The organism is Vibrio sp. YT-19(2023), assembly GCF_033337395.1.
In genome coordinates, this window is record NZ_JAWOQN010000009.1 from 1 (window position 1) to 19522 (window position 19522).

General features: G+C 45.7%; 20 protein-coding genes and 1 tRNA gene. 16 read left to right on the forward strand and 5 right to left on the reverse strand.

Features of this window, described 5'->3' with window-relative positions:
* Window positions 1-5: 5 nt before the first annotated feature.
* Both R7E78_RS08425 and R7E78_RS08430 read right to left on the reverse strand, forming a co-directional pair.
* Window positions 6-82: transfer RNA gene (locus R7E78_RS08425), tRNA-Arg, on the reverse strand.
* Between the two features lie 176 nt (window positions 83-258).
* Complete coding sequence (locus R7E78_RS08430) at window positions 259-1392, reverse strand: flagellar assembly protein FlgT (protein WP_005382012.1); 1134 nt, start codon at window positions 1390-1392, stop codon at window positions 259-261.
* 169 nt (window positions 1393-1561) lie between these two features.
* On the opposite strand from R7E78_RS08430, the gene R7E78_RS08435 reads away from it, so the two are divergent.
* Window positions 1562-2200 (forward strand): FlgO family outer membrane protein, encoded by a 639-nt coding sequence (locus tag R7E78_RS08435; RefSeq protein WP_005382013.1) that lies wholly within the window; start codon window positions 1562-1564, stop codon window positions 2198-2200.
* A 9-nt stretch (window positions 2201-2209) separates the two neighbouring features.
* A complete protein-coding gene (gene flgP / locus R7E78_RS08440; protein WP_318057839.1) occupies window positions 2210-2641 on the forward strand; it encodes a flagellar assembly lipoprotein FlgP in 432 nt (143 codons plus the stop codon).
* Window positions 2642-2743: 102 nt separating this feature from the next.
* Here flgP and R7E78_RS08445 read toward each other — a convergent pair whose 3' ends face one another.
* From R7E78_RS08445 to flgA, 3 genes are all read right to left on the reverse strand, one after another.
* Window positions 2744-3169 carry a flagella synthesis protein FlgN gene (locus R7E78_RS08445; protein WP_318057840.1) on the reverse strand — a complete coding sequence of 142 codons (426 nt, stop codon included), beginning with the start codon at window positions 3167-3169 and terminating at the stop codon, window positions 2744-2746.
* 27 nt (window positions 3170-3196) lie between these two features.
* Window positions 3197-3511: a flagellar biosynthesis anti-sigma factor FlgM gene (gene flgM, locus R7E78_RS08450; RefSeq protein ID WP_318057841.1), complete on the reverse strand. Its 315-nt coding sequence runs from the start codon at window positions 3509-3511 to the stop codon at window positions 3197-3199.
* A 116-nt stretch (window positions 3512-3627) separates the two neighbouring features.
* Complete coding sequence (gene flgA, locus R7E78_RS08455) at window positions 3628-4374, reverse strand: flagellar basal body P-ring formation chaperone FlgA (protein ID WP_005382020.1); 747 nt, start codon at window positions 4372-4374, stop codon at window positions 3628-3630.
* Window positions 4375-4450: 76 nt separating this feature from the next.
* Between flgA and R7E78_RS08460 the strand changes: the two genes are divergently transcribed.
* The 14 genes from R7E78_RS08460 (at window position 4451) to R7E78_RS08525 (ending at window position 19067) form a co-directional block, all read left to right on the forward strand.
* Window positions 4451-5377, forward strand: a complete 927-nt coding sequence (locus R7E78_RS08460) for a chemotaxis protein CheV (protein ID WP_005382022.1) — start codon at window positions 4451-4453, stop codon at window positions 5375-5377.
* An 11-nt stretch (window positions 5378-5388) separates the two neighbouring features.
* The gene (locus R7E78_RS08465; RefSeq protein WP_005382024.1) at window positions 5389-6216 is read left to right on the forward strand and encodes a CheR family methyltransferase; all 828 of its coding nucleotides are present in this window, start codon (window positions 5389-5391) and stop codon (window positions 6214-6216) included.
* Window positions 6217-6519: 303 nt separating this feature from the next.
* A complete protein-coding gene (gene flgB, locus R7E78_RS08470) occupies window positions 6520-6915 on the forward strand; it encodes a flagellar basal body rod protein FlgB (protein WP_005382026.1) in 396 nt (131 codons plus the stop codon).
* A 5-nt stretch (window positions 6916-6920) separates the two neighbouring features.
* Window positions 6921-7334, forward strand: coding sequence for a flagellar basal body rod protein FlgC (gene flgC / locus R7E78_RS08475; protein WP_005393132.1), 414 nt, complete (start codon window positions 6921-6923; stop codon window positions 7332-7334).
* Window positions 7335-7351: 17 nt separating this feature from the next.
* A complete protein-coding gene (flgD, locus tag R7E78_RS08480; RefSeq protein WP_005382029.1) occupies window positions 7352-8062 on the forward strand; it encodes a flagellar hook assembly protein FlgD in 711 nt (236 codons plus the stop codon).
* A gap of 30 nt (window positions 8063-8092) precedes the next feature.
* Window positions 8093-9406 (forward strand): flagellar hook protein FlgE, encoded by a 1314-nt coding sequence (gene flgE / locus R7E78_RS08485; RefSeq protein WP_005382030.1) that lies wholly within the window; start codon window positions 8093-8095, stop codon window positions 9404-9406.
* Between the two features lie 330 nt (window positions 9407-9736).
* On the forward strand, window positions 9737-10486 hold the full coding sequence (flgF, locus tag R7E78_RS08490; RefSeq protein ID WP_130546528.1) for a flagellar basal-body rod protein FlgF: 750 nt from the start codon (window positions 9737-9739) through the stop codon (window positions 10484-10486).
* An 18-nt stretch (window positions 10487-10504) separates the two neighbouring features.
* Window positions 10505-11293 (forward strand): flagellar basal-body rod protein FlgG, encoded by a 789-nt coding sequence (flgG, locus tag R7E78_RS08495; RefSeq protein WP_005382032.1) that lies wholly within the window; start codon window positions 10505-10507, stop codon window positions 11291-11293.
* A 30-nt stretch (window positions 11294-11323) separates the two neighbouring features.
* Window positions 11324-12103, forward strand: coding sequence for a flagellar basal body L-ring protein FlgH (gene flgH, locus R7E78_RS08500; RefSeq protein ID WP_318057842.1), 780 nt, complete (start codon window positions 11324-11326; stop codon window positions 12101-12103).
* A gap of 43 nt (window positions 12104-12146) precedes the next feature.
* Complete coding sequence (locus R7E78_RS08505) at window positions 12147-13238, forward strand: flagellar basal body P-ring protein FlgI (RefSeq protein WP_005393118.1); 1092 nt, start codon at window positions 12147-12149, stop codon at window positions 13236-13238.
* A gap of 16 nt (window positions 13239-13254) precedes the next feature.
* A complete protein-coding gene (flgJ, locus tag R7E78_RS08510) occupies window positions 13255-14181 on the forward strand; it encodes a flagellar assembly peptidoglycan hydrolase FlgJ (RefSeq protein ID WP_031779079.1) in 927 nt (308 codons plus the stop codon).
* Between the two features lie 160 nt (window positions 14182-14341).
* Window positions 14342-16282 (forward strand): flagellar hook-associated protein FlgK, encoded by a 1941-nt coding sequence (gene flgK / locus R7E78_RS08515; protein WP_017819974.1) that lies wholly within the window; start codon window positions 14342-14344, stop codon window positions 16280-16282.
* 13 nt (window positions 16283-16295) lie between these two features.
* A complete protein-coding gene (gene flgL, locus R7E78_RS08520) occupies window positions 16296-17489 on the forward strand; it encodes a flagellar hook-associated protein FlgL (RefSeq protein ID WP_318057843.1) in 1194 nt (397 codons plus the stop codon).
* A gap of 423 nt (window positions 17490-17912) precedes the next feature.
* Entirely contained in the window at window positions 17913-19067 is a 1155-nt protein-coding gene (locus R7E78_RS08525) for a flagellin (RefSeq protein WP_005382038.1), read from the forward strand.
* The last annotated feature ends 455 nt before the right edge of the window (window positions 19068-19522 follow it).

Sequence of the window (19522 nt, forward strand, 5' to 3'; positions counted from 1 at the left end):
TGATATGGCGCCCCCAGTAGGATTCGAACCTACGACCTGTCCCTTAGGAGGGGACTGCGCTATCCAGCTGTGCCATGGGGGCGTAATACCAATAGTTGCAGTTCATTGCACTGTTTTACTGAGTTCAAATCTAGCAATCTAACTAGATCTGTATCAGCATCACGTTGAACGATTCGCTACGGTCATTGGTATAATCAAATAAGATGCGCTGCCTATGATATTCAAAAGTGAGCATATCTCAAGACTTAATGTTTGCTTTTATAGGATCTTGTTCATTACGTCGCCAATTTGAACGCTAGATGCTAAATTTGGCTGATCAATCGTCAGTTCCGCTTCGTGTTCGTATATGCGTGATACCGTTAATGTAATTTCGCTTTGCGAGACTTTGTTTCTTGGCAATCCATTTTGGTCGATAAACGACGCGGTGTGCCAAAGCTGCAATTTGTCTCCCTCTTTTACGCCGTGCATACGGCCGAGATCCATCGTTACGGTATTACCGAAGACTGCCACAACCTCTGGCAATGTAATTTTGCAAGACAGCTCCGACTCCAGATCCAACATAATATTGCGACTAACGCGAAGCATCATCTCGCCATAGGTCGATGCCCAAAAACGTGCACTACGAGTGTCCACTTGACTCGTCTTAGCAAATGGCCAACGCGCGACCTCACGGTAGGCTTTGTTGAAGATTTCATGGCCAGTTTTACCATCAAATACTTTCATTTCTAACGCAAACTGACGATTGATGATGTCATCTTGCAATAGTTGAGATTCGACCGTTGCAGTGAGATCGGTGATGACCCCTCCAATGATGTATTGTGCGCCATTGTCTTGCGCGATCATTTGAGTGCGAGCAGGATAGTTGCTGCTTATTGAGTAGTCCGTTGTACCAACAGACACAAAGCTGCGTGAGGTTTGATCAAGTTGACGGTTCACTACGTGGCTAAAATCGTCACCAACTTGATAAATTTGTCCCATCACTGCTTGTTGTGGTGATGCGACCTCAATATTGCCGACCAGCATTGTCTTTTTGTATTGATCGGTGTGGCAACCCGTTGCCGATGGATAAATATCAACGCGGATTTTTACCTCGACTTTACCGCGACGTTTGCGTTCAGACTCGACCAAAATGTAACGGACTTCATGATTGGTAAACTGGTATTCGTTGCGGCTTTCTTCTAATAGCGGCATCAAGTTGCTAATACTGCCAATATCTGCGCCCGAAAAATTGACGGCTTTGAACAGCGCGTCTTCCAACGCATGGAGCCTTGCCGTCTCTTCTGAAGAAACGATGGTGGCAACGCCTGTGACTTCATACCAAGATGCCATTACCTTAAAAGGCACAAGCATCACTAAAGTGATTGAAAACAGACTGTTTAATATTTTTTTCATTGGTTACAACCGTTCGGGTATAAATATTGCTTTAACAAATTCAGTGAAGTTTGGTGGGTTTTTCTTCGTTAGGCAAACAAAGAAAAGCAAAGACTGTTCCAATATTCACTTTCTTGGAAAGGAATTAATAAAGAACGGTATCACCTAAGATTATCTGGAGAATCAAACCATGAAAAAGTGGCTTGTCGCCGCATCGATGATGACGCTTCTGACATCGTGCGCGTACTCACCGATTTACAATGGTAAAGAACCGTACTCGGGAAGCCAGTTCATGCTGATGGATAGTCCGCGTCATACGATGGACTTTTTCATTGAGAGCATGACAGAAGACCTGATGGTTTCTAATGTGGCAGTATCAGCGCGGACACCGATTGCGATTACCTCGTTTGTTGATCTACAAAATATGGATGCAACAAACTGGTTAGGTAACTCGGTCTCTGAAGGTTTTATCCATCAGTTTCAGCGCCGAGGGTTTAAAGTGGTTGATTTCAAAACTACGGGCTCTATTCAAGTGACGCAGCAGGGCGATTTTGCTTTAAGTCGTGATTGGCAAGATTTAGCTCAAGAGCAGCAAATTCAGTATGTACTGACCGGAACAATGCTGCGCCAAGAGGGCGGAGTGCTTGTCAATGCACGCGTGGTTGGCATGCAAAGCCGTGTAGTTGTAGCGACAGCGCAAGGTTTCCTTCCGGCTGACCGTATTGGGCGTGACTTAGATACGTTAAATAGCATCCGCACACAAGATGGTGTGTTGATTCGTTCTGACCCTACCATTCGTCAGCCGTACACTGTGATTCTCCGTCCATAGGATAGAAGCATGAAGAAGTTATTATTTATTGTTGCCACACTGATATTGGTGGGGTGTCAGCCATTACAACAGATGCGTCAAGATGAAATCTTAGTGGCGCTGGGTTACGCCAGCGTCAGTGAGCAAACAGGCCGCACAGTAGAAGAAAAGCGTGTACGAGCAATGCGCGCATCAAAAATTGATGCTTATCGTGAGCTAGCAGAGCAAGTTTATGGCATGCGTGTTAGTGGACGTGCAGAGCTGCAAGACCAACGTTTGGGTATTGAAAGCACCACTGGTGCCGTCGATGGTGTAATTCGTGGTGCAGAAGTTGTGCGTAGTTATCTTGTTGAAGACAGCTATGTGACTGAGCTGCGTCTGGATATCCGTAAGATGGATAAGCTACGTGATTATGGAGAAGTTCAGCAGGTGCCTGAGAAGCGTCAGCAAACCTTGTTTTAAACCATTTCACTAGACAGATAATCTTTTTGAGCGGCTGATTGGTAACAATGAGTCGCTTTTTTATATCTACGTGAGCGCGGAAATTGAGGGTAGGAGTGACGTTTAAGCTTTTATATTGGTGCCAAGCGTCGAGATGGTGTGGGTTTTTCCGCCCGCATTGTAGGTTATGCCAACTTTGCCATGAGTTCGCTGAAGCATGTTGTTGAGTTTATTGAAGCTCAGCTGTGCGCGACTAAGCGATTCGCCATTTACTTGGTTAACTTGTTGACAGTCGAGGACGATCGATTGGATTTGAGCAACAACCTGACTTAGGTGCTCATCTTCAGTAAGTTGATTGACGTGCGGGTGAGAGGCGATTCGCTGATCAGTTGTTCTGAGCTGATCAATGAGCGTCATCTTCTGTTTGGCAATGTTCTCAATCTCGGTAGAGACACGCGCCGTTATTGCTTGTGTTTCTTGGCGTAAAACAGCGGAAAGTGCCTTAGCATTTTCTAGCTGGAAATTAACGAGATCGACTAATGCTGCCATAAAATACTTACCTTCGGCCTAAGTCAGTTAGCTTTTGCCTTGCAATTCGTTTTCAAACTTAATCATGTTGTCAGCCAATTTTTCAGGATCGACTTTGTATGAACCGTTTGTGATAGCTTCTTTGATTGCTGCAACTTTGGCGCTGTCATATGCCGGAGAAGCTGCCATATCCTTCTGGAGTTTACTGACGGCTTTACTTTGCTGGCTGAGTGATACTGCGTCTTGTTGCGCTGGCGCCTTTTTTGATTCTGTCGTGCTGGTAGCATTGGAATCGTTACGTGCAGGTACGCGACTTGTTGTCGTCATCATTTGCCCTGAACGTATATTATCTATACCTGCCATGTTTAACCTTTGCCTTGTATCGTAATACTGGTATCCAGACTATCGACCAGCGCAAAAATAACTTTAGTCATTTTTTGCATTTTTATTGATCAGTTTAAACACGCTACCAGTGGGTATTAAAAATTAACAGTGATTTCCGCAATGTCAGTCACTATACCTTCTATTATACGTTGTGACTTATCATTTTTCACTCTTACTTGATCGCCAGCTGAGCCATCCTGCAATGCTGTGCCTTGCGTTGTGATCGTCATGCCAGAATTCACCGCTTTGATAATGACCTTTTCATTTCGGCATACCACACAAACATCATTTCTCTCTACGACATCGCCTAAACGAACATTACGCTTTAGCTTTGCCCCAACCACTTGATCGTAGCTAGAAAATCCATCTTTACGAAAGCGCTGTAGCTCGATCATGGAAGTGGTAACATCCGATGCGCTGACGATTTCTCCTCTCCCTAGTGTTCGTGTCGCGACGATCATTGGTACTGATACCGAGATCCTCACAGGGACATAGACTTTCCAGTCATCCGGTTGGCATTCCACTAACACATTGATGTTACTTCTCGTGCTGCTGGTGGAAGAGGCAGATGTATCTAACGGAACAGGGCAATCCGTTGCTTTTATTCTCGAGTCGATCTCTGCCGCATTAACAGATAGCTCGCCACCATCAGGCTGATCAACCGTAGCAAGAATATGTTGTTCTGCTGCTGTTTTTATTTGCTCGATCTGATTATCTGAAGCTGAATGAACAAAAAAGCTAAACATACTGAGCAAAATGCCGATAGACTTAGCGTACTTTGTAATTAGCGCTCTACATATTGTCATAGTCAATGGTGTCGAAGTGAAAGTGAAATACGCCATACTGTCTCCCTGGTATCGTGCTTGCCAGTGGTAGAGTATCATTTAAAAACAAAAAGTTTGAGATGGAGATGAGCATATGACGGGGATTCTTGACTCGGTGAATCAGCGTACGCAACTCGTCGGTCAGAACCGATTGGAATTATTGACCTTTCGACTGATGGGCCGACAGCGCTACGGCATTAACGTATTCAAAGTGAAAGAAGTACTACAGTGCCCTAAGCTAACTTCAATGCCAAATCTACACCCTCTGGTTAAAGGTATCGCTCATATCCGCGGCCATACCGTGTCCGTTATTGATTTGAGCCTGGCAATTGGTGGCCGCCCAACCACTGATTTAGATAAATGTTTTGTTGTTATTGCAGAATTTAACCGTACGATCCAAGCATTTTTGGTATCATCGGTTGAGCGTATTATCAATATGCATTGGGAAGCGATTTTGCCACCGCCAGACGGCGCAGGTAAAGCGCACTACTTGACTGCCGTGACAAACATTGACAATGAGCTGGTTGAGATCCTTGACGTTGAAAAAATCCTAGCAGAAATTGCGCCAGTTGATGAAACGATGGATTCCGCTATTGGCGAAGAAATCGCACAAGCAGAACAAGAAAAGCCTATTGTACGCCGCATACTGATTGCTGATGACTCGACGGTCGCGCGTAAACAGGTAGAGCGTGCGATTACATCCATCGGTTTTGAGGTCGTATCTGTCAAAGACGGCAAAGAAGCGTACAATAAGTTGATTGAAATGGCTCAAGAAGGCAATATCTACGATCAAATTTCGTTGGTTATTTCCGATATTGAAATGCCAGAAATGGACGGCTATACCTTAACGGCTGAAATTCGCAGACATGCCGATTTGAAAGACCTTTATGTTATCCTCCATTCTTCATTAAGTGGTGTATTCAACCAAGCTATGGTTGAGCGTGTAGGTGCCAACACCTTCATTGCGAAATTTAACCCAGATGAGTTGGGTAACGCGGTTAAATCTGCATTAACACAATAAAAGAGACATTAATGACTGCTATTACAATCAGTGATCAAGAGTATCGTGACTTTAGCCGTTTTCTAGAATCGCAATGTGGCATCGTGTTAGGTGATAGCAAGCAATACCTCGTGCGTAGCCGACTGAGTCCTTTAGTGACGAAGTTTAAGCTCGCATCGTTATCAGATTTGCTACGTGATGTTGTTACAGGGCGTAATCGAGAATTACGAGTCGCCGCTGTGGATGCGATGACGACTAACGAAACCTTGTGGTTTCGAGATACTTATCCGTTCACGGTTTTAGCTGACAAATTATTGCCAGAAGTAGCGGCAAGCAAGCGCCCAATTAAGATCTGGTCTGCTGCCAGTTCATCGGGCCAAGAACCGTATTCTATTGCAATGACGATCCTGGAAACGCAACAGCGCAAGCCGGGCTTGTTACCAAACGTGTCCATTACAGCCACAGATATTTCGGCAAGTATGCTCGAGATGTGTCGTGCAGGGGTGTACGACAACTTGGCTTTGGGTCGCGGGCTTTCACCAGAACGTCGTCGCACCTTCTTTGAAAATGCGGACGGTGGTCGCATGAAAGTCAAAGATAACGTCAAGCGTTTGGTGAACTTTCGTCCACAAAACTTGATGGACAGTTACGCACTGATGGGTAAGTTCGACATCATTTTCTGTCGTAACGTATTGATTTACTTTTCTCCAGAAATGAAATCTAAAGTGCTTAACCAAATGGCGAGCAGTTTAAACCCTGGTGGCTACTTGCTGTTAGGGGCATCAGAGTCGCTAACTGGTCTGACTGATAAATTTGAAATGGTGCGCTGTAATCCGGGCATCATTTACAAGCTTAAATAGCGGTATCTCTTCATTGATAGAAAAGCCTGACTTCGTGTCAGGCTTTTTTGTTTGTTACCTTTCTGCGCCGAGCGTTTCATGTATCACTCAATTAGTTGAAGCGCGTTTTTGCCTTGTGCCCTCAACACGGTGTATCTTTATTAAGTGAACAAAGTGATACGACATGACATTCCAGTTACTTTGGCTCACTTATTGCTATTTCAATTCACGGTAACCACTAGGTTGGTGTAATGCTTTAGGTTTTGGCATGCTAATTGCTTTTTGGTTATCAATCACGGTCAGTTCTTAATTGTAGAGGCAAACATGGCTATATCTTTTGACAATGCACTAGGGATCCACCAGCACACGGTGGGCGTACGTGAGCGCAATGCAGAGGTGATTTCCACCAATATCGCACAAGCAAACACGCCTGGTTACAAAGCAAGAGGTTTAGACTTTGCGAAGGAATTGCAAGCGGCAACATCTGGGGCAAGCATTGGTCTTAGTCGCACAGATGGTCGGCATATTCCTGCCACTACAACGTTGGTTGGGGACAAGTTATATCGTCTTCCTACGCAACCAGATACGGGAGATGGCAACACGGTAGACTTGGATTTAGAGCGTAACTTGTTTATGCAAAACCAAATCAGACACCAAGCATCACTCGACTTTCTAGGCAGCAAATTCAAGAACTTAACCAAAGCAATCAAAGGGGAATAATTTAGATGAGCTTATTTAACGTTTTCAATGTGACAGGTTCCGCAATGAGCGCTGAATCCGTTCGTCTGAATACTACCTCAAGCAACTTGGCGAACGCCGACAGTGTCAGCAGCTCTGCGAAAGACACTTACAAGGCGCGTCATGCCGTGTTTGGTGCAGAGTTAAGTAACGCCATGCGTGGCGGTGATACGGTGCCAGTGAAAGTGATGGGTATTGTAGAAAGTGATAAACCGCTGAGTGCGGAGTACAACCCAGACCATCCCCTTGCAAACGAAGAAGGCTACATTTACAAGCCTAACGTCAATGTAATGGAAGAAATGGCAAACATGATTTCAGCTTCTCGTGCATACCAAACTAATGTACAGGTCGCTGATTCTAGTAAACAAATGCTGCTGCGTACGCTGCAGATGGGTCAATAAGGATAAGGGGGTAGCGTATGGCCGGAATTAACAACGTTGGTCAAAGCGGCTTGTCCTATATCGACCAGCTTAAAAGTCTACAAGAGAGTAACAAGAAAGCGGAAGAGAGCACGGGTAAGCAGGATCTAAAACAGGAAGACTTCTTATCATTGCTCACGAAGCAACTGTCTCAGCAAGACCCTTTTAAGCCGGTAAGTAATGACCAGATGATTGCGCAAATGGCTTCATTTGCGACCGTTGATGGCATTGGCAAGATGAACACTCAGTTTGAGAGTTTGAATTCGTCAATGACATCAAATCAAGCGTTACAAGCTTCCTCTTTGGTAGGGCGTGACGTATTGGTCCCAGGAGCAGCAGGTGTGAAGCAGGACGACGCACCAATGGCGGCAATGGTTAAGCTTTCACAATCTATCGATAATCTGTTTGTTCGTGTAGAGGATGAAGCTGGCCAACTGGTTCGTACCTTTGAGGTAGGGGCGAAACCAGCCGGCGACACGCGTGTGCTTTGGGACGGTAAAGATGAAAGCGGAAATCCACTGCCAGCTGGCAAATACAAAGTGAAAGCGTCTGGCTTAGTTGAAGGGGAGTCGCAAGAGTTCCCAGTATCGACGTATGCCAACGTAAACAGCGTATTGCTTGGCAAAGGTGACGGAAACGTATTACTCAATCTGGCTGGTTTTGAATCGCCAGTTCGACTTGCAGAAGTATTGGAAGTCGGCAAAGCGTAGTCATAGCTCGCTAGATTAGGAGATTTTGGAATGTCATATGTATCTTTAAGCGGTTTGTCCGCCGCCCAACTGGATTTGAACACCACCAGTAACAACATTGCGAACGCCAACACTTACGGCTTTAAAGAGTCCCGTGCTGAGTTTGCTGATGTCTACTCTAACTCTTTATTTACTAACGCAAAAACCACACCGGGTGGTGGTGCGCAAGCAAGCCAAGTGGCACAGCAGTTCCATGAAGGCTCTAGCATTTACACCAACAACCCAATGGATTTGCGTGTTTCGGGGACAGGTTTTTTCGCTGTAGCGAAAGAGCGTCTAACTCCACAACAGAATGAACTGACACGTAATGGTGCATTTCACTTAAATAAAGAAAACTACATGGTGACCGCGAACGACGAGTTCTTATTAGGTTACCAAGTGGACCCAAGCTCTGGTGAGGTTTCTTCATACGAGCCACAACCCATCAATATTCCTGCTGAATTTGGTAAGCCAAAACAAACAGCAAACATTGAAGTGGGTGTGAACTTGCCAGCGAACGGCGATTTGAAAGATCCAACGCAGTTTGATTTTTCAGACCCAGATACATACAACCGTTCAACCTCTTCGACAATTTATGACTCGATGGGTCAGTCTTACAAGCTAACGACGTATTACTTGAAAGATCAGACTCAGCCAAATACATGGAACACTTACTACACCGTGACAGATAAAGAAGGTGAAAAGCCTTTAAATGTTGCGGCTGGTGATGCGCAAACGCCAACAGGTCATGTGGGGCATACCATGAAGTTCAACAACGATGGTACGTTGGCGAGCTTGAACAATGGTCAGCCAATCACTTCTGTGGCTCTGGGCGATCCGGCGACGAACACGACACCAGTCGATATGAATGGTGCCGATCCTGCGCAGACGCTTAACTTCGGCTTAGGCTCAGCAACACAGTTTGCGGCTCCGTTCGAACTGACTAAGTTTGACGAAGACGGTGCAACAACTGGCTTCCTAACGAAAGTTGACTTCGATGAAAACGGCAGCGTATTGGGGACTTACTCAAACGGTGAAAACGTTACATTGGGTCGTGTTGCTCTCGTACGTGTTCCAAACGAGCAAGGTCTGGATAAGAAAGGCGGCACTCAATGGGATTCAACGCAGTTCTCTGGTGACAAGATCTGGGGTGAATCAAACAAAGGCTCTTTCGGTACTATCAACAACGGTATGCTAGAGCAATCAAACATTGATATGACTCAGGAGTTGGTGGACCTGATCTCTGCTCAGCGTAACTTCCAAGCAAACTCACGTTCGCTAGAAGTACACAACCAACTACAACAGAATATCTTACAGATCCGCTAGAGCACTAGCTGGGTCATTCGATACTCTGCTTGAGTAAGCAATGGCGTGTGATTGCTTCTTAGTAATTACCGCTTTGTTCATTTTCATCATGACATTCATCTGATGCTTAGCCTGAATACACCTCACTCAGGCTAAGCATGCTTTGATCTACGATTTGCCGCTGTTGCCGCCGTATGGATCAAAACCTTGCCTCTCGTTACAGTTTTCTGCCTCTATCGACCTCTTTTCATTGTTGATTTTTAATTCAAAGTATTGATTGATAAGTCTATTTTTGTTTTGGCATAACTATTGCTTTTACTCCGTGTACAGAGAGATTTTTTGGAGTAATTTATGGATCGCGCACTGTTTCTCGCAATGAGTGGCGCCAAGCAAAATATGCAGGCACTACAATTGCGCGCTAATAACTTGGCTAACGTAAGCACGACCGGATTTCGGGCTGATTTAGCACAGGCTCGCTCAATGCAGGTTTATGGTGAAGGCCATCCTTCACGTGTATTCAGCATGACAGAGCGTCCAGGGCATAACTTTGCTCAAGGTAGCGTGATTACAACAGGGCGTGATCTGGATGTGACGATTGAAGGCAGCGGCTGGATATCGGTACTCGATCACACAGGGAAAGAAGGGTTGACCCGTAACGGCAACCTAAAAGTCGATCAAAATGGCATGCTTACCAACGCAAGTGGTCATTTGGTGCTGGGTGAAAACGATGCGCCGATTACTTTGCCTGTCCCTCTCTCCAAAATTGAAATCGGTCGGGATGGCACCATCTCTGTACTTCCTCAAGGTGCCCCGGCAGAAGAATTCCAAGCGGTTGATCGCATTAAGCTTGTTAAGCCTAATGATCAAAGCTTGTTTAAAGACACCAATGGCTTATTTCGCCATAAAACTCCAAACCAACCTTACGAAGCAGACGCGACTGTTAGTCTCCAGACGGGAGCGATAGAAGGCAGTAACGTGAATGCCGTAGGTGAAATGACCGCATTGATTGACTTACAACGTCAGTTTGAAATGCAAGTCAAGATGATGAGCACAGCTGAAGAAATGGATAAATCTTCAGATTCACTGCTTCGTATGAGTTAACAGAGTTAGAGGTTCACTATGCATCCAGCACTATGGGTAAGTAAAACAGGTCTAGACGCCCAACAAACCAACATTGCCACGATTTCGAACAACTTGGCGAACGCCTCTACTGTCGGCTACAAAAAGAGCCGTGCAGTATTCGAAGATCTGTTCTATCAGAACATCAACCAGCCTGGCGGCCAGTCATCTCAGAACACGGAACTGCCAAGTGGCTTGATGCTAGGTGCGGGTTCTAAAGTGGTTGCGACGCAAAAAGTGCACACGCACGGCAATGCACAGACAACGACCAACGCACTGGACATGATGGTGGAAGGCGACGGTTTTTTCCAAGTGACATTGCCGGACGGCAACATCGGTTATACCCGTAACGGTCAGTTCACGCTCAATGGTGAAGGCACGTTAGTCACGTCGGGTTCTGGCTACCCTGTAGAGCCTGAAATTGTGATTCCAGAAGATGCGATTTCTATTACTGTCGGTACGGATGGTGAAGTGTCGGTTCGCGTCCGAGGTCAGCAAGACAACCAAGTCGTTGGTCAGCTAACCATTACAGACTTTGTTAACCCGGGCGGCCTAGAGCCAATTGGTCAGAACCTTTACTTACCAACGGGTGCCAGTGGCGATCCACAAGAGGGTGTTCCTGGTTTGGACGGTTTGGGGGAAATTCGTCAATCCATGCTGGAAGCGTCCAACGTGAATGTAACAGAAGAGTTGGTCAACATGATCGAAGCCCAGCGCGTTTACGAAATGAATTCAAAAGTGATCTCGTCAGTCGATAAGATGATGAGCTTCGTTAACCAGCAATTGTAACGATTAAGAGCAAGATTTGAGGAGCTCACGATGAAACGTATTTGCCTACTCGCTTTGATTGCTACGATGTCGGGCTGTGCCATGTTGGAACCGATTGAAACGGATGAAGTGACACAAGCAACCACTGTGGTCGACGCAGTAGAAGGCGATAAATCGAAAGAAGAGAGCAGCGGTATTGTAGATACTTTACGTGGTAGAAGCGATCCGGTTGCTGGCGACCCTGCTTGGGCTCCAATTCATCCGAAAAACAAACCTGAGCATTATGCTGCTGCAACAGGTTCGTTGTTTAGCGCCGAGCACATTACCGATCTCTACGACGATTCTAAACCACGTGGTATTGGCGACATTATTACCGTAACACTGGATGAGACAACCAGTGCGACGAAAAGCGCAAATGCCGATTTATCGAAAACCAATGAAGCGCAAATGAACCCGCTTCAAGTGGGCGGAGAAGAGCTGCAAATTGGCGGAAAATATAATTTCTCTTATGACTTAAACAACTCCAACTCATTTGCAGGTGACTCTTCTGCAAAGCAGAGCAACAGCATCAGTGGTTACATCACTGTTGAGGTGATTGAAGTACTGGCAAACGGCAACCTCGTGATCCGCGGTGAGAAGTGGATGACGCTAAATACAGGTGATGAGTACATACGTTTAAGTGGCACTATTCGTCCGGATGATATTAATTTCGACAACACCATTGCATCAAATCGTGTTTCTAACGCAAGAATTCAATACTCAGGGACTGGTTTGCAACAAGATATGCAAGAGCCAGGCTTCTTGGCACGATTCTTTAATGTAGCGCTATAACACGCCGTGCTGACGGCAATTTGACTGCAAGAGATAAGTAAGCATGAAAAAACTCCTTTTAGTACTGATGAGCGTTGCTCTGTTTTCTACCGTAGCCCAAGCCGCACGTATCAAAGACGTCGCGCAAGTGGCAGGTGTACGAAGCAACCAACTCGTGGGTTATGGTTTGGTTTCAGGCTTACCTGGTACGGGTGAAGCGAACCCGTTTACAGAGCAAAGTTTCGCCGCCATGCTGCAAAACTTCGGCATTCAGATGCCGCCGGGCACAAAGCCAAAAATTAAAAACGTTGCCGCAGTCATGGTTACGGCAGAATTGCCGCCTTTCTCTAAACCGGGTCAGCAAGTGGACGTGACTGTCTCTTCCATCGGAAGTGCTAAAAGTTTGCGTGGTGGTACGCTACTACAAACGTTCCTCAAAGGTCTCGACGGTCAAGTTTACGCGGTTGCTCAAGGTAACTTAGTGGTGAGCGGCTTCAGTGCTGAAGGCGCTGACGGTTCTAAAATCGTAGGTAACAATCCAACCGTTGGTCTTATCTCTAGTGGTGCGACAGTAGAGCGAGAAATTCCAAACCCATTTGGTCGTGGTGATTACATCACGTTCAACTTGCTTGAGTCAGACTTCACAACGGCTCAACGTATGGCGGATGCTGTAAACAACTTCCTCGGCCCACAAATGGCGAGCGCTGTTGACGCGACATCTGTGCGCGTGCGTGCTCCTCGTGACGTCAGCCAGCGTGTTGCGTTCTTATCGGCAATCGAAAACCTAGAGTTTGACCCAGCAGATGGTGCGGCCAAAATCATCGTTAACTCTCGCACGGGCACCATCGTAGTTGGTAAGCATGTGCGTCTTAAACCAGCAGCAGTAACGCACGGCGGCATGACGGTTGCGATCAAAGAAAACCTGAATGTTAGCCAACCTAACGGCTTTTCTGGTGGGCAAACCGTAGTCGTACCAGACTCGGATATCGAAGTCAGCGAAGAGCAAGGCAAAATGTTTAAGTTCGAACCAGGCTTAACGTTGGATGATTTGGTCCGTGCCGTGAATCAAGTCGGGGCTGCGCCTTCGGACTTGATGGCAATTTTACAAGCATTGAAGCAAGCTGGTGCCATTGAAGGCCAGTTGATCATCATTTAATGGTTAGGAGGTAGGTATAATGAACAATCCTAACGACATTGGTTTTATCCATGACATCAGTTCTCTGGACACTCTGCGTCAAAAAGCAGTGAAAGAGGGAAAAGATGGCGAGCAAGAAGCATTGCATGCGGCTGCTCGTCAGTTCGAATCGATCTTCACCTCCATGATGTTGAAATCCATGCGTGAAGCCAATGAGGGCTTTGAGTCCAACATGATGAACAGCCAAAACGAGAAGTTCTACCGACAAATGTTGGATGAACAGATGGCGAGTGAATTGAGTTCGTCTGGTTCAATGGGACTGGCCGATATGATTGTTAAGCAATTAACGGCTGGGCAAGGGAACGACAAAAAAGAAACGGCTATGCGTGATGCGGCAAACAATGCTGCGGAATATCGTCGTGTTGACCCGAAAAAAGCGCGCGAGATTGAACAGCGCTTGATTGAATCTGGTCAACTATCTCGACCAAGCAATGAACCCACTCGATTCGATTCACCAGAATCCTTTGTTAACTCGATGAAGCCATACGCGGAGAAAGCTGCGAAAGCCTTAGGTGTCGAGCCATCTTTGCTACTTGCGCAAGCCGCTTTGGAAACGGGGTGGGGACAAAAGGTCGTGAAGAACGCGCGTGGCAGCAGCAACAACTTATTTAACATCAAAGCAGATCGAAGCTGGCAGGGTGACAAAGTGACGACTCAAACTTTAGAGTTCCACGATAACACGCCAGTGAAAGAGACGGCAGCGTTTCGCTCCTACTCAAGTTACGAAGACAGCTTTAATGACTTTGTACGATTTTTGAATGACAACCCACGTTACGAGACAGCATTGCAGCAACGCGGGAATTCAGAGTCCTTCATTCGCGGTATCCACAGTGCGGGTTACGCGACCGATCCGAATTACGCAGATAAAGTCCTGCAGGTGAAGGATAAAATCGAAAGTATGTAATGTCTCTGCGACAATTTATGACGTTCTCGAAGGCTTGCCATAGTGCAAGCCTTCACTTTATCTGAACATCTACGCCTTTTTATCACTTGGCACATTTTTTGCTTTTAATGTGTCTAGGTGATCGGTTTTGCCGATTTATATTTCGTTTTTGGGGGCATGTATGGCGTCAGATCTTCTGAATGTAGGTACTCAAAGTGTGCTTACTGCTCAGAGACAATTAAACACCACTGGTCATAACATTTCTAATGTTAATACAGAGGGTTATAGCCGTCAGTCTGTTATCCAAGGCACGAATGATCCGCGCATGTTTGGTGGTTCTACCTACGGCATGGGTGTGCATGTGGAAAATGTTCGCCGCTCGTGGGATCAGTTTGCCGTGAATGAACTGAACCTGTCGTCGACCAACAATGCCAACAAAACGGATACCCAAGACAATCTTGATATGCTCTCTAGCATGTTGAGCTCCGTGGCATCGAAGAAAATTCCCGAGAACCTGAATGAGTGGTTCGATGCGGTAAAAACCATGGCAGATACCCCGAACGATTTAGGGGCACGAAAAGTGGTATTGGAAAAGGCGAAAATCTTCTCTGATACATTAAATGATTTCCACGAAACCGTGCGACTGCAATCTGATGTCACCAATAAAAAATTGGATATGGGCATTGAGCGCGTTAACCAACTTGCGTTGGAAATTCGCGATATTCATCGACTGATGATGCGCACCCCCGGTCCACATAATGACCTGATGGATCAGCATGAAAAGCTGGTTACTGAGCTGTCAGAGTACACCAAAGTTACCGTAACCCCACGCAAAAATGCCGAAGGGTTTAATGTTCATATCGGCAATGGACACACACTTGTTTCTGGCACGGAAGCAAGCCAGCTCAAAATGATCGATGGCTATCCGGATGTTCATCAAAGACGCTTAGCAATGGTGGAAGGGGATGGCATTAAAGCGATCAAGTCTGACGACATGGATGGCAAAATCGGCGCTTTGCTTGAAATGCGCGACAAACACATTCCACAACTGCAAGATGAAATGGGCCGTTTAGCGACGGGTTTCTCCTACAAAATTAATCAGCTGCAATCTCAAGGTCTGGATCTTAACGGTAAGATAGGTAAAGACGTATTTACCGACGTGAACTCTGAGCTGGTGGCAAAATCTCGAGTTTTTGCTGCGCCTGACTCTCAAGCTGATGTTGCGGTTTACATTGATGATATTTCAGCGATCAAAGGTGGTGAATATTCGCTACGTTATGATGGCGACCAGTATAGCGTGACAACACCGAAAGGTGAGCAAATGTCGTTGAACATTGATCAATCAGATTCTTCGTTTGTTCTGGATGGTATGAAAGTGCAAATCGGTGAAGGTCTTGCCGCTGGTGAGCGCGTATTATTGCGCCCAACACGAAGTGGCGCAGCCATCATCAAGATGGAAACCAATGATGCAAAAGCCATTGCCGCGCAAAGTTATGAAGCTTCAACCACTTTTGCTCAAGGTAACGCCAAGTTCAAAATTCGTGAGGCGGGGGATGTTAAAGAGTTTGAGGTCACCGTACAACCAGCCGACGAGAAACATGATAAGCCATGGTTAAAGATCACGGACAACAAAGGCAATTTGCTATCGGACAAATACTCATACCCGCTAGACAAAGATAACCCGATGATTGAAATCTCAGTGCCGAAAAGTCATCCGCTGTATAAAAATGGCGATGCGACTGTATTTGAGCTGAGCGAAGGTGCGCTGATGAATGACAAGTTCACCGCGAACTTGGTGCCTTCGGAAGGTGGTAATGGCAACTTGAGAAAAATGCAGAAGATCCAAACAGATAAGATGATGGACGGAAAATCCAGTACTTTGATCGATGTTTATCACAACCTCAATACCGAAGTCGGATTGAAATCTTCTACAGCAAACCGATTAGCCTCTGTCGCTCGCTTAGAGCATGAGGCGGCACAAGAGCGCGTTGCTTCTATCTCTGGCGTTAACCTCGATGAAGAAGCGGCCAACATGATGAAGTTTCAACAAGCGTACATGGCTTCATCACGTGTGATGCAAGCGGCGAATGATACCTTCAATACCATTTTACAACTGAGGTAAGGAGAAGAGATAAGTGCTAACCCGAATTTCTAGTTTCCATAACTATCAGTCCGTACAAAATGATCTGCGTCGTCAAGAGAATAAGGTTCACCACAACCAAGAGCAGCTTGCTTCAGGGAAAAAGTTACTGAAACCTAGTGACGACCCCCTCGCTGCGCATTACATCCAAAACATTAGTCAGCAACAAGAACAGCTACAACAATATCTTAGCTCGATAGTGTTGGTGCGTAATCGTCTAGAAAACCACGAAGTTAATATCGCCAATGCGGAGAATTTTGCCGACGAGTCGAAGCGCTTAACGATGGAGATGATTAACGGTGCGTTTTCTGCGGAAGACCGACAAGCAAAGAAGCGTGAGCTAGAAGAGATTGCGAACAACTTCCTTAACTTGGTGAACTCGCAAGATGAATCTGGTAACTACGTGTTTGCTGGCACTAAGCCAAAAAGCCAACCATTTTATCGCGATAAAGATGGTAGCGTGCAATACGCTGGGGACGATTATCAGCGCAAAATGAAAGTCTCCAGCATGCTTGAGATGCCAATGAACGATCCCGGCAGCAAGCTGTTTATGGAGATACCAAACCCATTTGGCGACTATCAGCCGAATTACGATCTACAAAACGGCTCTGAGCTGTTGCTAAACAAAGCTATTAACGTTGACGCTAAGGATGATGCGGCGTATCGCGTGACATTTGTCGATATGAATAACGGCAAATTTGGTTACCAATTAGAGCGTAACGGCAAAGTAGTGGATGCCGATGAGTTTTCTCCAGAGAAAGGGATTGAATACAAAGGCCTGAAAGTGCACGTAAAAGGCCAAATTACGCCTGGTGACAGCATTGAGATCGAAAAGCGGGCAGAGTTCAGCATTTTCGATACCTTCAAGGATGCAATGGCATGGTCAGACAAATCGGTTTCGGATACGTCGGCGACCGCCAAATTGCACCAAATGACAGAAGAATTCCACGCTGCTTTTATCCATTTGAATAAAGCGCGTACAGATGCCGGTGCTCGATTGAGTACGCTGGATATCCAAGAGCAAAATCATGAAGACTTTAATTTGTCTCTCGCAAAAGCGAAGAGCAACTTTGAGGACTTGGATTACTCTAAAGCCGTGATCGAGTTCAGTGAAAACTCGCGAGCGTTACAGGCATCGCAACAAGCATTCGGTAAGACCAAAGATCTAACTCTGTTTAACTATATTTAGTCTGACTTAAGACACACTGTCTGATTTTTGATGCCTTATGTGCAAAGCCTTAAGTGCGATAAATCGACGTAAATTAAGAGTCATGCTATGCGGCACGATTTTACCCAAAGCGGCAATGACGCGAGAGGCAAGTCGGGCGGCAACAGGGCAGCGTTCAATACCCTTGGGCTAAGATGAGGCTGACAAACCGGAAATAGCTTAATGATAAAGCTAACTTATTGTTTATCTGATTCTTTTAAAAGTAGTTAAATAATTTACGCAAGTTGGCACACAAATTGTATTGAAAATATCAGAACAGATTTAGAGATTCTAAACCCTGCGTTTAAGGCAGATTTAGCAAGTAACTTTTACGGTCAGTGCTTATCCAAATGAGAGTAAAGCTGGCCGCTTCGCAAAATCTTGCGAACTCAACAGGAGTGCAAAATGGCTGTAACAGTTAGTACTAACGTCTCCGCGATGACCGCGCAGCGTTACCTAAACAAAGCGACTGATGAATTAAACACGTCGATGGAGCGCTTATCTTCAGGACATAAGATTAACAGTGCAAAAGATGATGCGGCAGGTCTACAGATCTCTAACCGCTTAACTGCACAGTCTCGTGGCCTAGATGTCGCAATGCGTAACGCGAACGATGGTATCTCGATTGCACAAACCGCTGAAGGTGCGATGAATGAGGCAACCTCTGTCATGCAACGAATGCGTGACCTTGCGATTCAATCATCGAACGGTACTAACTCTCCGGCTGAGCGTCAGGCGATCAACGAAGAGTCAATGGCATTGATTGACGAGCTAAACCGTATTGCAGAAACCACTTCATTTGGTGGTCGTCGTCTATTGAACGGCTCATTCGGTGAAGCGGCATTCCAGATTGGTGCGAGCTCAGGTGAAGCCATGATCATGGGACTCACCAGCATTCGTGCGGACGATACTCGCATGGGCGGTGTGACCTTCTTATCTGAGAACGGTAAAGATAAAAACTGGAGTGTTGACCCAGCTAAATCTGACTTGAAGATCACGCTACCAGGTATGGGTGAAGACGAAGACGGCAATGTTGATGATCTAGAAATCAACATTAATGCCAAAGCGGGCGACGACATCGAAGAGCTTGCCACTTACATTAATGGTCAGTCTGATATGATTAATGCGTCTGTAAGTGAAGATGGCAAGTTGCAAGTTTTTGTCGCGCATCCAAACGTTCAGGGTGAGATTTCTATTTCTGGTGGATTAGCATCTGAGCTTGGCCTGAGTGACGAACCTATCAGAACGTCAGTACAAGATATTGATATGACCACGGTACAAGGTTCTCAAAACGCGATTTCTGTGCTGGATTCGGCACTGAAATACGTGGACTCGCAACGTGCAGACTTAGGTGCGAAGCAAAACCGTTTGAGTCACAGCATCAACAACTTGGCGAATATCCAAGAAAACGTTGACGCATCGAACAGCCGAATTAAAGATACAGATTTTGCGAAAGAAACCACGCAAATGACCAAAGCACAAATTTTGCAACAAGCAGGTACATCGATTCTTGCTCAAGCGAAACAGTTGCCAAACTCTGCAATGTCACTATTGCAGTAGTTTACTTAGCCTGTACTCAATACATTCAGACGTGGATGGGAATGCAGGCTTTTGGCAAGCAACTTTACAATAGAATGAGCGGCTCTCTCATCTCTCACCTGCCAATCATTTTCAATGTAAAGTTGCACTCGGTATGCCGGAAATGTGTTCATTTCTCTTGATCTCCACATAGGCTCTGGCGACCAACCTAGCCCCAGTTCTCTCAAAGGAAAAGGGGCTTTTTCTTTTCTAATTCTTACGTCTATCGTCTGCGAACTTATCTTCAATTGTTTCCTTTTGCTGGTTTTCTATACAATCTGGCCCTCTCGGCTCGATTTGTGGAAACTTGAGCACTTTTTCTTACTTTTCTTCAATTTTATTAGCTAAATCTCGCAATGTTATTTTTTTAAACTTTTTTCTAAAGCTTCTGAATTTGGTGTCGTTAATAGAGGTAACTTTGAGAGAACTACTTGGTT